Source organism: Paenibacillus sp. F024 (genome assembly GCF_057814255.1).
The window spans coordinates 69,493-83,882 of the sequence record NZ_JBVASZ010000020.1; the positions used below are offsets into that span (position 1 = coordinate 69,493).

A 14,390-nucleotide genomic window follows, 5' to 3' on the forward strand; every position below is an offset into this window, starting at 1 on the left:
ATTTGTCAATTGTCAAGTCTGGCGGGGAATCCTTGGCCAAAATCGCAAAAACCTTGATATATCAAGGTTTTTTAGCATTTCAAACCAAACAGTAGAGATGTATGGTGTGACGTTTGTCATCATATTGTCACGGTTGGAACGGCTTGGGTCTATCCGCTCTTTGGTTGAAATGGAAAAGGATAGCTTCCACGATTCGTTCGGATGCTTTGCCGTCTCCATACGGATTGGCCGATCGGCTCATTCTTTCGTATAATTGCTTGTCGCTGAGCAGCGCTTTAGCCCGGTCATATACCTTCTGTTCGTCGGTACCGACCAGCTCCAGCGTACCCGCCTCGATTCCTTCCGGACGCTCCGTCGTTTCCCGAAGCACCAGCACCGGCACGCCAAATGACGGAGCTTCTTCCTGCAATCCGCCGGAATCGGTCAGAATCAGATGGGCATGGGGGTAAAAATTATGGAACTCGAACACATCAAGCGGCTCGATCAGCTTGATTCTCTCGTGCCCGCTGAGCAGCTCATAAGCCGGTTCCTTTACGGCCGGGCTCGGATGCACCGGATATACGATCGCGATGTCCTCGAACTCATCGGCCAGACGGCGTACCGCTCGGAAGATTTGGCGGTGCGGCTCTCCTTGGGATTCCCGGCGGTGTGCGGTCATCAGTACCAGGCGTTTGCCTTGCGCCCATTCAAGCACAGGATGGGTAAACGAAGGACGAACCGTGTATTGGAATACGTCGGTCACGGTATTACCCGTCACAAAGATCGATTCCTCCCGCTTGTTTTCTTTGCGCAGGTTGCCTGCAGACCAGTTCGTCGGGGCAAAGTGCAGATCAGACAACACTCCGGTCAGCTGACGGTTCATTTCCTCCGGATAAGGAGACAGCTTATTCCAGGTCCGAAGGCCCGCCTCCACATGGCCAACTTGAATTTGCTGCATAAATGCCGCATAGCTCGCCAGAAAAGTTGTTAGCGTATCGCCGTGAACAAGAATCAGATCCGGCTTTTCTTCTTTAAAGACCGGGTCTAGTCCTTGAAGCACGCGAATGGATATTTCGTTCAAGGTCTGACGTTCTTTCATGACGTCCAGATCATAGTCCGGCTTGATGGCGAAGATATCCAGCACCTGATCGAGCATTTGGCGATGCTGTGCCGTGACGCAAACCAGCGATTCGATGTGCTCCGGATGCTTCTCCAGCTCCTTTACCAATGGAGCCATCTTGATCGCTTCCGGTCTGGTTCCGAAAATGGTTATCACTTTCGTCTTTTTCATCTCTCTGGGGTTCCCTTCTTTACTACCGCTTCCAGCAGCTTATTTCGTGCCGAACAGCCGATCGCCCGCATCGCCAAGCCCCGGCACTATGTATCCATGGTCATTCAAATAGTCGTCGATGGCCGCTACATATAGATCAACGTCAGGGTGGGCCTCTTGGACAGCCTGTACACCTTCAGGCGCAGCAATCAGGCACATCAGCTTGATCTGCGTGCAGCCCCTTTTCTTCAACGCTTCGATGGCCGCATTGGCCGACCCGCCCGTGGCCAGCATCGGATCGATCACAATCAGCTCGCGCTCCTGCACATCGGTCGGAAGCTTGGCGTAGTATTCCACAGGCTCCAGCGTATCCGGATCGCGATACAGCCCGATATGCCCCACTTTGGCCGCAGGAACCAGCTTCAGAATCCCGTCTACCATACCGAGACCGGCGCGCAGAATCGGAATAAGACCCAGCATACGCCCTGAGATCACCCTGCACTCGGCAGTTGTAACAGGCGTACGAACCTGCACCTTCTCTAGCGGAATGTCTCTTGTGATTTCATAAGCCATCAATGTGGCCACCTCATCCACCAGCTCGCGAAAATCCTTTGTGGTGGTATTCTCATCCCTAATGTATGTCAGCTTATGCTGAATCAACGGATGGTCGCAAACAAACACTTTACCCATGCATGGTCCTCCTATAACGCTATAAAGCCCAAAATCTTGTCTATTATACCACAACTAACGATACTTATCCCAATCGCAAGGAATACCCGCCTAAAACCTAAACCGCTTGAAATAAACGCTGCCTGTAAAAGCAATCGCTCATCTCTTCTATGGAGCATACGATTGCTTTTGGGGATACTGCAGTCCCTCATAAAACTTGCCGGCAAGGATCATAAAAGAAAGCGTCCGGGAATACCTCCATCGACGCCTAGATGATTTGATATTTCTTAACCGGCCAACAGTCTGCAGCCCAACCTTAAAAGGCGATTATACTGCGCCAGCTTATTATAGCACAATTTAACACGTTCTACTTCCACATAATGATCCACGTGGAACATAAAGATGCCGGCCCCTCTCATAGCGGGCCGGCCTTTGATGTTTTAAAGATCATTAATACTGAAGTCCAGGATAAAGCGGGAATTGTGCGGTCAAATCTTTTACCATGCCGCGCGCTTTTTCAAGTACGGCTTCATCGGACGGATTCTTGAGCGTGAGCGCAATAATCTTGGCGATGGTTTGCATGGCTTCCTGGTTCATTCCGCGGGCTGTAGCCGCAGGAGTGCCGATCCGGATACCGCTGGTCACAAACGGGCTCGTCGGATCGAACGGAATGGCGTTCTTGTTCACGGTCACGCCGACTTCATCGAGCAGGTGCTCCGCGTCTTTGCCGGTCAGGTTCAAGCTGCGAAGGTCGATCAGCATCAGGTGGTTGTCCGTTCCGCCGGATACGAGATTGATTCCTTCCGCCATCAAACCTTCAGACAAAGCCTGCGCATTGTTTACAACGTTCTGAGCGTATGTTTTGAACTCAGGCTGCAGCGCCTCTCCTAAGGCTACCGCTTTGGCTGCGATGATGTGCATCAAAGGACCGCCTTGGGAGCCCGGGAAGACCGCTTTGTCGATCGCCGCCGCCCATGGCTTGCGGCAAAGAATCATACCGCCGCGAGGTCCGCGAAGCGTCTTATGGGTTGTAGTTGTTACGAAATGAGCGTGCGGCACCGGATTTGGATGCAGTCCTGCAGCCACCAGTCCGGCGATATGAGCCATATCGACCATGAACAACGCGCCCACATCATTGGCGATTTGCGCCAGGGCTTCGAAGTCGATGATACGCGGATAGGCGCTGGCACCGGCTACGATCAGGCGAGGCTTATGCTTGAATGCCGCTTTGCGGACATCGTCATAATCGATACGGGAATCCTTCTCGCTTACGCCGTAAGCTACGAAATTATACAAAATACCGGATGCATTGACCGGGCTGCCGTGCGTCAAGTGGCCGCCGTGTGCCAGGTTCATACCGAGGATCGTCTCCCCGGGTTGTACCGCTGCAAGGTATACGGCCATATTCGCCTGTGCACCGGAGTGCGGCTGAACGTTCGCATGCTCTGCGCCGAACAACTCTTTCGCACGGTCGCGCGCGATATCTTCGACGATATCTACGTATTCGCAGCCGCCATAGTAACGCTTATTCGGGTAGCCTTCCGCGTATTTGTTGGTCAATACGGTACCCATCGCCTCAAGCACAGCTTGGCTGACAAAGTTTTCGGATGCGATCAGCTCGATTTTGTCACGCTGACGGCCGAGCTCCAGATTCATTGCTTCCACGATTTTCGGATCTTGTTTACGCAAAAATTCCATGTTGGTATCCTCCTTGATTATCGCCTGATGTATTTTAAATACGTTGTATTGCAAAACGTTTCTTAATCACAAGCCCCATCGGCCGCCTTCGTGTCGATCGTGTATACTGCACGTGCGCCGCCGATTAGCTTCGGGCGGGTATAAGCCATCTGCACGTGCGCTTCGCCGATCTGACGGATAGAGGGCCTTACCGGCACGGCTACACGCTTCAAATGCATGCCGATCAGCGTTCCCCCGATATCGAGTCCCGCATAAGCCTGAACGGTCTCTACAACAACCGCTCCCTTCAGGTGCCTGAAGGCATAGGAGGCCATCGAGCCTCCGGCTTTGGGCACCGGTACGACGCTCACCTGCTCCAATCCATACCGCAGCATTGCTTCCTTCTCCACAACCAGCGCCCGGTTCAAATGCTCGCAGCACTGATATACGGGATAAAATCCGATCTGCTTCCGCACCGCTTCGACTCCGGCATAAATCTCCCGGGCTGCGGCTTCGCTTCCGGCTGTGCCGATATGCTTGCCCAGCACCTCGCTGGTGCTTGTCCCAATAACCAGCAGCTGCCCCGCTTCTATTCCTCCTGCTTTGACCAGCTCACGGACGATGGTTTCCACTTGAGAACGAATCATCGTTAAGTTTATGTTCATGACTGCTTACCTCAAATTAAGGATGCAGCGTATATTTATCTTCCAACGCCATCACTTTGCCAACGCGGTTTTTGTGCCGCTCGCCGTTTGAAAATTCGGTCTCCAACCAAATTTTTACGATGTCCTGAGCTACGCCGGGTCCGATGACGCGCTCGCCCATGGCCAGCACATTCGAATCGTTATGCTCGCGGGTCGCCTTGGCCGAAAACAAATCGTGCACCAGCGCACAGCGGATCCCCGGCACTTTGTTGGCTGCAATCGTCATCCCGATGCCTGTTCCGCAAATCAGAATTCCTTTGTCCGCTTCCCCGGCAACGACTTTCTCACATACCGTGAGCGCATAGTCCGGGTAATCCACGGAATCGGAGCAGTTGCAGCCGCAGTCCAGCACTTGATGACCCATAGACTCAAGAAACGGCTTTAATTCATCCTTTAAACGGTATCCCGCATGATCCGCACCCATTGCTACTTTCATCACGTTCGCCTCCTCACTTATTCATTTCATTATAACCTAAACGAGCGGTAAACACGAAAAAAAGAGCATGGCACATGCGTTTCCCGCATAGCGTTGCTCTTTGCCCAGGCGACCGGCCGTAAGTCCCGATGCTCCACTGTGGTTTATTCCACTCGTCGCCAGTTACACCGGGCACCTATAAATGATATGTTTATCATATCCGATTGAACGTTTGCTGTAAAGCCCAACTTACCGTATCGGCAGCCGTGCGCCGGGTCTTGCCGTTACCGGCCCTTTTTCAGCTTTGCCGCCAGCTTGATCAAGCACTCCTCGATCTCCTTAGCGCAGCTTTCATATTGTCTTAAAGAGCCGCCGAACGGATCAGCAATGTCGGGCACCGGCAATTCCTTTTGCAGGGTAAGCACCCGTGCTCTTTCTTCCTCCGTGATCTGCCCCGACAGCGCTTGTTTCAGCTCAAGCTCGGTAATCAGGCTTTCCATCTCCGCTATTTTATCCGCTAACTGCGGGTCATCCTGTACATATTCCTTCAGCGTATGCACCTTGTCCACGGCCTCGGGATACAGCTGAATCGTATGCCTCTTATGACTGGAGGTCATGGTCAGCACCAAATCCGCCCAATCGACCAGGGTCTGTGTCAGAAATGTAGCTGCCGACGGTCCGGTGCAGCCCTTGCTCTGTAACACGGAAGCCGCGTGGTCAGATAACTGCGTTCCTTCGTACGCCGCTACGCCGGCCGAACGTACCTCAATGTCCGTCAGTCGTTCTTCCGAAACAATTTTACGCATAATTCCTTCCGCCATGGGACTGCGGCATGTATTGCCGGTACAAACGAACAAGATTCGGTTCATCGCGTTCTTCCCGCCTTTCCGAAGTTCCTATTTTGGTTTCTCACCATATTATTGTACCCCAAAAGCAAGCAAATATGGAACTTCCCCTTTAAAGTAAAAACTTGATGCCGAATGCCAGCAGAATCACTCCGCCAAGCGCCTCGCCATATTCCCCCACCCATTGTCCGACGCGCCGTCCGAGCATCAGTCCAATGACCGACATCAAACCTCCCGCCGCGCCGAACATCAACACGGTAAGCAGAACATCCCCCGCAAACATCCCCAGTGAAATGCCCACGGAGAAAGAATCGATGCTCACACTGAGCGAGAATAGCGTCAATCCCCAGATGGAACGATGATCGTAAGGCTTGGACTCCTCCGTTCGTAAAGAACTGTACACCATATGCAATCCCAGCAGAAGAAGAAGAATACCGCCGCACATTGCGGCCACTTTCCCGAGCATCATGCTGATGTACCCGCCCATCCACATGCCGGCCAACGGCATAATCATATGAAACAGAGCGGTGGCTGCGCTAATTTTCAAAATATCGCGCTTGCGGATGCCCTTCATTCCGATACCCAGCCCCAGTGACAGCGCATCCAGACCGAGGGCAAGCGCCATGAGTCCGATGGATATGATTTGGGCCCACACCAGCGGTGATGCCAAGTCCATTTCTACCCTACCCCCTGTCCTATTCTAAATCAACATATGCGGACAAGGGGAGAAAGATGACTTCAGGCCGACGTACGGATGCAAGCCAATGATAGGCATGATAGGGATAAGCTTCATTAGACCGTTAGGATTTGACCGCCTGCGGCTTTGCGCAGGCGGTTCATGATCGCGGCCCCGATGCCCTCGTCGGGGCAAGCCTGGGCTGCGATGAAGCCGACGCCGGCTTCATCGAATTCGCGCAGCGCGGCGTAAAGCCCATGGGCGACCGTTTCGAGGTCGTCCATGCGGCCGCAGGCGACGACGCAGTCCGCGCGCAACGCGGCGGCGTACTCGCCGTAGGTGAGGACGCCGGTGCGCTCGCCGCGCGCGCGGGCCTCATCGAGCTCGCGCTGCATGCGAGCGAGAAGCTGTTCGGGCGCCGTGCCCCGGGCGCCTTGGACTAGCAGCAGCGTTCCGCGGGGCGCGTAATGGGCATATTTCATGCCGGGCGCGCGCGGAGCGGCCGGCTCTTGGTGCTCCTCCGAGCTTACCTCGAGCAACGGGATATGGGGCGGCAGCGCCCGGCGCAGCTGCTCAGCCGTAATGCCTCCGGGCCGCAGGATATGCAGTGCGCCTCCGGCGTACTCCACGACCGTCGACTCGACGCCCACACCGGTCTCCCCACCGTCGATAATGCCGGCGATGCGGCCCTCCAAATCCTCCAGCACGTGCGCCGCCTGCGTCGGACTTGGACGTCCCGAGCGGTTCGCACTAGGCGCCGCAATCGGACAGCCCGAAGCCGCAATCAGCTGCAGCGCGACTGGATGGTCGGGCATGCGCAGGCCAACCGTGGACAACCCTGCGGTCACAAGCGGCGACAGCACATCCGCACGAACGGGGAGCACAACGGTCAGCGGGCCCGGCCAAAACGCATCCAGCAAACGCAAAACAGCCTCTTCCGGAGGAGCCGCCAGCTCCTCCAGCTGAGACCTGTCTGCAATATGCACAATCAAAGGATTGTCCGACGGCCGGCCTTTGGCCGAGAAGATATCCGCCACCGCTTCCGAGCTGCGGGCATCCGCTCCAAGGCCATACACGGTTTCCGTCGGAAACGCCACTGTGTGCCCTTGACGGAGAAGCCCTGCCGCCTCCTGCAACTTATCCTGCTCAGGATGCCGCCCGTCTACCTGCCATACCTTCGTCTTTATCGTCATGAAGCCACCTCTTCCTTTCACTGCAAACTCCATAAATCTAAAGGGATCAAGCAAACCAAGAGCCGATTTTTTTCAGCATATCCCATAAGAAAAACCGAACCTCAGGCTGGGCAGCCGCTGCGGAGTTCTCTTCGGATCCGGTCTTCACCTTGGCTGTCTTGAAATCAGTACTCTGTGATTTGGCCTGTTCCGTCTTTGATCCGCCGTTTTCCGTATCCTTGCCTGCCTTCGCGTCTTGCTCTGCACTCTCCGCCTCAGCGGCATACGCCGTGTTCTTCTTTACCACCATCTCCGAATCGATAAAACAGAGCGGCGGAAACAGCACGCACCACCAATTTTGCCCTTGCGCCGCACCGATGGACACGCGCAGCGCCTCGTAATCTCCGGCAGGATACACTTGATTCCCGTACATTTTCGTGGGAAACGGCACGACACCGAGCTCTACTTTATAGCTGTAGTCAAAACCGTTCTTCCGCAGCGTCTCACCCACCAGCTCGTTTAACTCCGGCATATGCTTCCGGATCGTTTCACGGGCTTCTTCGATGCCTTGCGGACCGGTAATCCAACCGTTCATTTGTTCCACAATAGCATCACGTACTTCGCGCTTGAGCCATTGATCGAGGGCCGCATCGGAATGTGCCAGGATACGCAGACGAATCGATTCTTGCGGTATGACGCTGCTTTGCGCCTCCCCCCTTACAGCGGGCGATGCGAACACAACTGCATTCGAACGCTGGGATTCCCAGCAAGCAAGCAGCACCATAAAAGCAAAAGCCAAGTACGCATACCTTTTCCACGCAAACCGTTTAACCATTCCGGACAGCCCCTCTCCAATCTCGAACTCTAGCTTTTCTAGCTGCTAGTATGTCCGAATTAAGAGAGTTTAAACGTAAGCGGACCCCAGGTTTAGTTTCTATTTTTTCCGAAAAGCGATCACATGCCTATCCATGCCGGCCAAATCGGGGACAATACGAATCTCATCCCAATCGGCCGCCTGTTCCAACAGCCGCCTTACCTCTAGGGCTTGGCCCATGCCGACCTCAAAGCCAACCAATGCCGGCATCGCGGGCAGCTCGGCAAGCTGTGCCGTCAGCCGACGATATGGCACCAGACCGTCGGAGCCTCCGTACAGCGCCGTCCGCGGCTCGAATAGCCGTACCTCCGGCTGCAGTCCCGCCTCATCCGACTCCGGAATGTACGGAGGATTTGAAACGACCAGATCGAGCCGTTGCCCGCGTTCGATCCACGGACCCAACAGATCTCCTTCAAAGAAGACAACCCGTTCGGCCACCCTGTTACGAACCGCATTGGCTTTGGCTACCTTAAGCGCGTCCGGTGAGATGTCCGAAGCCATCACCCGCCATTGCGGGCAATGCACGGCAAGACTCACCGCAATCGCCCCGCTGCCGGTACCGATGTCCGCTGCCGCCGGGCCTTCGCCTTCCTTCCACAGCTGCCGGCCGAGCTGAATCACCTGCTCGACCAGCAGCTCCGTCTCCGGCCGCGGGATGAGCACCGCCGGCGTCACTGTATAGGGAAGCCCGTAGAACTCCTGCTCCCCGATAATGTACTGTACGGGCTCACCGTTCGCCTTGCGCGCGAGCAGCCGCCTCCAGTCGGCCTCCCGCTCCGGCGGGAAAGGATCAGGCCAGCGGAGGAGCAGACCGCTGCGACTTTCGCCGAGCAGATACTCCAGCAGCCTTCCGGCATTGCTCTCCGGCTCCCGCACTCCGCTTTCCCGTAAAAAAGAAGAAGCCTCTGCATAGGCTTCACGTATCGTCATCAGCCGATCCTTACGCACCGGCGTATTCTCCTTTTTCGATCTGCTCGGCTTGCGAAGCGATGGTCAGCGAGGAGATAATTTCCTCCATCTCGCCGTTGAGCACAGCGTCAAGCCGATGCAGCGTCAAGCCGATCCGGTGGTCGGTCACCCGGCTTTGCGGGAAGTTATAGGTGCGGATCCGTTCCGAACGATCCCCTGTTCCGACCTTGCTCTTACGCTCGGCACCATACTTCTCCATTTCTTCCTGCTGCATTTTATCGTATATCCGAGCCCGCAGCACCTGCAGCGCCTTCTCTTTATTCGAGTTTTGCGATTTACCGTCCTGGCAAGTCGCTACGATGCCTGTAGGGATATGCGTAACGCGTACGGCCGACTTGGTCGTGTTGACCGATTGTCCGCCCGCACCGCTTGAACAGAACGTATCGACACGAATGTCCGAGTCAAGGATTTCAACGTCAAATTCCTCCATCTCCGGCATCACCGATACCGTTGAAGTGGACGTATGAATACGCCCGCCCGATTCGGTCGTCGGAATACGCTGTACGCGGTGCGCGCCGCTCTCAAACTTCAGCTTGCTGAACGCGCCTTTGCCGCTGACGGAGAAAATAATTTCCTTAAATCCGCCGAGATCATTCATGTTCACGTCCAGCACTTCCGTCCGCCAGCCTTGTGCATCGGCATATTTTGTATACATCCGATAGAGGTCGGCCGCAAACAATGCCGCTTCGTCCCCGCCGGCAGCGCCGCGGATTTCCACAATAACGTTTTTGTCGTCATTGGGATCCTTAGGCATCATCAGTATCTTGATGCGCTCTTCCAGCTCCGCCTTGCGCTCCGATAGCTCTTCGAGCTCCAGCTTCACCAATTCCTTCATTTCGTCGTCGAGCTTTTCATTTTGCATGATCCGCGCCGCTTCGTACTGCTCCGTCACGCTCTTGTATTCCATATAAGCGTCGTAGGTTTCTTGAAGATCGGACTGCTCCTTGGAATATTCCCGCAGCTTTTTGGAATCACTCGTCACACTTGGGTCACAAAGCAGCTCGCTTAATTTTTCATACCTGTCTGCCAATGCTTGTAACCGATCCAGCATCTGATTTCACCCTTTCTTTTTTGGATTGATTGTATGCATAAAACTAAACATCCCTATACATTGAAACGGAAATGCATGACATCCCCGTCCTGCACAACATATTCTTTGCCTTCGAGCCTCAACAGCCCTTTTTCCTTAGCTCCGTTCATGGAGCCCGAGTTGATCAGATCCTCATAAGCCACAACCTCAGCCCGAATAAATCCGCGTTCAAAATCCGTATGGATCACGCCGGCCGCCTGCGGAGCCTTCATCCCCTTGCGGATCGTCCAGGCACGGACCTCCTGCACTCCCGCCGTAAAATACGTATACAGCCCGAGCAAACGATAGGCTGCTTGAATCAAGCGGTTCAGACCAGAATCCTGAAGCCCCAGCTCCTCAAGGAACATCTGCTTATCCTCGCCTTCGAGCTCGGCAATTTCCGATTCCACCTTCGCGCTGATCGGCACTACCTCCGCGCCTTCCTGAGCAGCATATTCGCGTACCTTTTGGACGTAAGGGTTATCTTCCGCGTTGGCAACCTCCGCTTCGCTGACATTGGCCGCATACAGCACCGGCTTCATCGTAAGCAGATGCAAATCGCGAATCAATAGCTTCTCCTCATCGCTTAGCTCCACACTGCGAGCCGGCTTGTCGTTATACAGCGCTTCTTTTATCCGTTCGAGGCATTCGACCTCCTGCGTGTATTTCTTGTCGCCGCCCTTCATATTTTTGCGCGAGCGTTCAATTCGCTTGTCTACCGAGTCCACGTCCGCTAAAATCAGCTCGAGATTAATGGTCTCGATATCGCTGATCGGATCAACGGTTCCCGAGACATGTGTAATATTTTCATCCTGGAAGCAGCGAACCACGTGTACGATCGCATCCACCTCACGGATATGAGCCAGAAACTTATTGCCAAGCCCTTCGCCTTTGCTTGCGCCCTTCACAAGACCCGCAATATCGACGAATTCAAATGCCGTCGGCACAATGCGGTTCGGGTTTACGATATCGGCCAACCCCTGCAAACGCTCATCCGGAACCTCTACAACACCGACGTTAGGATCTATTGTACAAAAAGGGTAGTTCGCTGACTCCGCCCCGGCTTGCGTAATTGCATTAAACAACGTAGACTTGCCGACGTTCGGCAATCCGACGATCCCTGCTTTCAATGCCATCTCAAGGACAACTCCTTAATAAATCGACTAGTAAATTCCTAACAAAAGATTATACCATAAATATGTCCCATATGTCACCTGATCGGGTCAGGAAAATCACACCCAGCCCAAATACAAAAAAACCGGCCTGCTTCCCGCAGAACCGGTCCCGTTCCCATTGCTCCCTCTATTGCGTTTGCTGCCCCGAAATCCTCCGCAGCTCATTAGCCAGACGGTGAAACTCCGCTTGAGCCGGCGTGTCATTCACAGCAAAATAGGAGGCGGACAAAAAGCGGATCATCTTGTTTGCATCCTCCGCCGATATAAGGACCTGCGGCTCCGGTATGATGCTTGCTTGGTATTCATCCTCCACATCCCTCACCAAGTCGGAGAATGCTTTGCCCAGCTGCCGCAGGGGCCCCTGCGGGTCGCTGCGGCGGGTGGGATCCAGCATATAATGGCCGACAATGGCTGTCGATGGATTTAAACCGTAACGGTAGCATGCATAGGCCATAACCCACACATAACGCTCGTACGCTTCCGCCAGAACAATACGCCCTCCGTGGCACAGCTCCACTGCGCCAGCGGCATCGTTGGCATCGGCTCCATATCTGGCATTGTCGGTTGTGACATTATAAATCACGTGATACGCTTTTTCCGCAGGTCCCGTCAAAAAGGGGATGCACTCTATGATTTCCCGGTCATCTACAAAAATATGTGCCGAGGAAGACATATCGTTGCGGGTGCGTTGAAAATACGATACGTTAGCGGCGGCTGTCGCCCCCGGATTTCCCGTATCGTGCGCAACCATAAATCGGCATTGATCCAGCGGCAGCTGCGGCCTCCGTTTGCTCGGTCCGGGCAAATAGCGCGGAATAATCTCATATTTCATTCGAAACGCCACGTCCCTCACCACCTTTGAGCATGATTGTCTTAATCAACTTATGCTTAAAGTCAGCGCTTGGTCCGTGGCGTTCGCCCGGGTTATTTGAAATTACGCTTCTGCATTTCTTCTTTTTTCAGTGTATAATGTGATTCCACTTGCATTTTTAATATAAACGCCCGCAGGGAATTAGCCTTATCCGGTGCCAGATCAACGTATCTCGCCCCGTAATAATAACCTCCATGACTTTTTTCCGATCTTATGATTTCCATCGTACATTGTAAGGTAAAGCCCAAATCGAGAGCCACGTTAACCATCGAGTTGAGTGGCAGCTGATTGTGTTCCAGCACCGTAAAGCCTAATCCGCTGATGCTTAAATTTTGCAACGTAAGCTCGATTTTATTTTGCAGCAGCCGCTCGACCCCTTCCGCTTCTTTGATCGAAACGATCACTCCGCTTTGACTTACTTTTACTCGAGGATGCTCGCGTTTCTCCGCAAAACGGCTTTGATTATGGGGTGGATTGATGACCATGAGCGCACCATGATCCCTGGCCCTGGCTACAACCGCTGACTCAAACACATAAACGCCGCCCGGCGAATACACCGTCAGTTTGACCTTGTCCCCGAGTACGAATGTCTTATATTCCGATATTTCGATCTCAATAATATCTCCTTCCGCGTAAGTGAGAATGCCTGTGGAGACAAAATCCTTCTTCTCTACCATGATCCGGCTGTGCAGCAAAATGCCGTTTTGACTTCTATTCTTGACCTTTTCTATTTCAAATGATGTACCGTAAGAAGTCGACCCCATTGTTAAGCAATCCACCTTTCATCGCAAAATGAAACCCCTTTATTTTATCTTTAGCGAGAAGTTACACATCAGCTTGAAACAAGACCATCTAACTATATTTTCGTCCGACAACTAGGTAAATTTACCTATAAAACATATTACTTCATTATAGCGCTTGCTTGAAAGCCGTTCAACTGAATTTTTCAGCTCTCTTTTTATGTCTCACAGCTCGAATTCATTTATTCACATTATTCGACATCCTGTGAATAACTGGATAGACCGGAATTAAACTTGCTCTATCGACACGATTTTTCTACAATGAAAGGTAGATGATGCAGTGATTTATCCACAATGTTATCCACAGCGTGTTAACAACGAATGTTTGTTCGAACCTTTTGTCTAAAAAGCTAAATGAGGTGTGTGCATATTGTCTTTATGGGAGGAACATCTGCCTTATATGAGAGCTGCGATCGAGGAGGCCCGTAAAGCGGAGTCGATTCGGGAGGTGCCCATCGGCGCAGTCATCGTTTACGGCAATGAAATTATCGGTCGCGGCCATAATGTCCGCGAAACAACACGGGATCCGCTGGCCCATGCCGAGCTGATCGCCATCAAGCAGGCAAGCCGGCATTTGGATGCCTGGCGTCTGTTGGATTGCAGGCTTTATGTTACGCTCGAACCATGCCCTATGTGCGCCGGCGCTATCGTGCAATCCCGCATCCCCCAGGTCATTTACGGCACTCCCGATCCGAAAGCCGGATGTGCCGGAACCCTGATGAACCTGCTTCAGGAGGACCGGTTTAATCATCGTGTTGACGTTGTCAGCGGTGTGCTTCAAGAGGAATGCGGATCTATGCTGACGCAATTTTTCCGCAAATTACGGGGAAAGGCGTAATTTAAACATCGCGTGAGTAAGGAGCCGCCGCTTCCTGCTTCATGTTATAAAGATGCGGCTGTGTATGGTTGACGCAGCTCATTTATCCTGCTGCTGTCGGATGGAGCAGGCGCTTCTATTTACTTTTTATCTTGCCCATGATAAAATAATAAAACTCTATGAACTGTACAGAATTCATCGAGACGTGGCTCAGCTTGGTAGAGCGCTTGGTTCGGGACCAAGAGGTCGCAGGTTCAAATCCTGTCGTCTCGATATCCTACAATCGAGTAGGAGGGGGCGCCTAGCCCCCGACCTCTCACACCACCGTACATGCGGGTCCGCATACGGCGGTTCCAAAAGGTTAACAAAGCTCTAAATAACGAGAAAGCAAACTTCTCAGCCCTTTCG

Annotated in this window: 15 protein-coding genes, 1 tRNA gene and 1 riboswitch; of the genes, 2 read left to right on the forward strand and 14 right to left on the reverse strand. The window is 53.3% G+C overall.

What is annotated here, in order from left to right:
* Positions 1-127: 127 nt before the first annotated feature.
* The 14 genes from wecB to ACZYR9_RS19185 form a co-directional block, all read right to left on the reverse strand.
* Positions 128-1,270 (reverse strand): non-hydrolyzing UDP-N-acetylglucosamine 2-epimerase, encoded by a 1,143-nt coding sequence (gene wecB, locus ACZYR9_RS19120; protein ID WP_488980054.1) that lies wholly within the window; start codon positions 1,268-1,270, stop codon positions 128-130.
* A gap of 39 nt (positions 1,271-1,309) precedes the next feature.
* The gene (gene upp / locus ACZYR9_RS19125; protein ID WP_488980055.1) at positions 1,310-1,939 is read right to left on the reverse strand and encodes a uracil phosphoribosyltransferase; all 630 of its coding nucleotides are present in this window, start codon (positions 1,937-1,939) and stop codon (positions 1,310-1,312) included.
* A gap of 429 nt (positions 1,940-2,368) precedes the next feature.
* Complete coding sequence (gene glyA / locus ACZYR9_RS19130; protein ID WP_488980056.1) at positions 2,369-3,616, reverse strand: serine hydroxymethyltransferase; 1,248 nt, start codon at positions 3,614-3,616, stop codon at positions 2,369-2,371.
* A gap of 62 nt (positions 3,617-3,678) precedes the next feature.
* Entirely contained in the window at positions 3,679-4,260 is a 582-nt protein-coding gene (locus ACZYR9_RS19135; RefSeq protein WP_488980057.1) for a TIGR01440 family protein, read from the reverse strand.
* Positions 4,261-4,276: 16 nt separating this feature from the next.
* The gene (gene rpiB, locus ACZYR9_RS19140) at positions 4,277-4,735 is read right to left on the reverse strand and encodes a ribose 5-phosphate isomerase B (protein ID WP_488980058.1); all 459 of its coding nucleotides are present in this window, start codon (positions 4,733-4,735) and stop codon (positions 4,277-4,279) included.
* Between the two features lie 95 nt (positions 4,736-4,830).
* Positions 4,831-4,911, reverse strand: a riboswitch (ZMP/ZTP riboswitch).
* Between the two features lie 87 nt (positions 4,912-4,998).
* The gene (locus tag ACZYR9_RS19145) at positions 4,999-5,583 is read right to left on the reverse strand and encodes a low molecular weight protein arginine phosphatase (protein ID WP_488980059.1); all 585 of its coding nucleotides are present in this window, start codon (positions 5,581-5,583) and stop codon (positions 4,999-5,001) included.
* Positions 5,584-5,671: 88 nt separating this feature from the next.
* Positions 5,672-6,235 carry a manganese efflux pump MntP gene (locus ACZYR9_RS19150; protein WP_488980060.1) on the reverse strand — a complete coding sequence of 188 codons (564 nt, stop codon included), beginning with the start codon at positions 6,233-6,235 and terminating at the stop codon, positions 5,672-5,674.
* 116 nt (positions 6,236-6,351) lie between these two features.
* Complete coding sequence (locus ACZYR9_RS19155) at positions 6,352-7,428, reverse strand: L-threonylcarbamoyladenylate synthase (protein WP_488980061.1); 1,077 nt, start codon at positions 7,426-7,428, stop codon at positions 6,352-6,354.
* Between the two features lie 46 nt (positions 7,429-7,474).
* Complete coding sequence (spoIIR, locus tag ACZYR9_RS19160) at positions 7,475-8,242, reverse strand: stage II sporulation protein R (protein ID WP_488980062.1); 768 nt, start codon at positions 8,240-8,242, stop codon at positions 7,475-7,477.
* A 99-nt stretch (positions 8,243-8,341) separates the two neighbouring features.
* Positions 8,342-9,211: a peptide chain release factor N(5)-glutamine methyltransferase gene (gene prmC, locus ACZYR9_RS19165; RefSeq protein WP_488980073.1), complete on the reverse strand. Its 870-nt coding sequence runs from the start codon at positions 9,209-9,211 to the stop codon at positions 8,342-8,344.
* A 10-nt stretch (positions 9,212-9,221) separates the two neighbouring features.
* Positions 9,222-10,301 (reverse strand): peptide chain release factor 1, encoded by a 1,080-nt coding sequence (gene prfA, locus ACZYR9_RS19170; protein WP_488980063.1) that lies wholly within the window; start codon positions 10,299-10,301, stop codon positions 9,222-9,224.
* Between the two features lie 53 nt (positions 10,302-10,354).
* Complete coding sequence (gene ychF / locus ACZYR9_RS19175) at positions 10,355-11,455, reverse strand: redox-regulated ATPase YchF (RefSeq protein ID WP_488980064.1); 1,101 nt, start codon at positions 11,453-11,455, stop codon at positions 10,355-10,357.
* Between the two features lie 166 nt (positions 11,456-11,621).
* Positions 11,622-12,338: a peptidoglycan recognition protein family protein gene (locus ACZYR9_RS19180; RefSeq protein WP_488980065.1), complete on the reverse strand. Its 717-nt coding sequence runs from the start codon at positions 12,336-12,338 to the stop codon at positions 11,622-11,624.
* An 80-nt stretch (positions 12,339-12,418) separates the two neighbouring features.
* On the reverse strand, positions 12,419-13,129 hold the full coding sequence (locus ACZYR9_RS19185) for a PilZ domain-containing protein (protein WP_488980066.1): 711 nt from the start codon (positions 13,127-13,129) through the stop codon (positions 12,419-12,421).
* Positions 13,130-13,526: 397 nt separating this feature from the next.
* On the opposite strand from ACZYR9_RS19185, the gene tadA reads away from it, so the two are divergent.
* Both tadA and ACZYR9_RS19195 read left to right on the forward strand, forming a co-directional pair.
* A complete protein-coding gene (gene tadA / locus ACZYR9_RS19190; protein ID WP_488980067.1) occupies positions 13,527-14,003 on the forward strand; it encodes a tRNA adenosine(34) deaminase TadA in 477 nt (158 codons plus the stop codon).
* A gap of 178 nt (positions 14,004-14,181) precedes the next feature.
* Positions 14,182-14,255, forward strand: a tRNA-Pro gene (locus ACZYR9_RS19195).
* Positions 14,256-14,390: the final 135 nt, after the last annotated feature.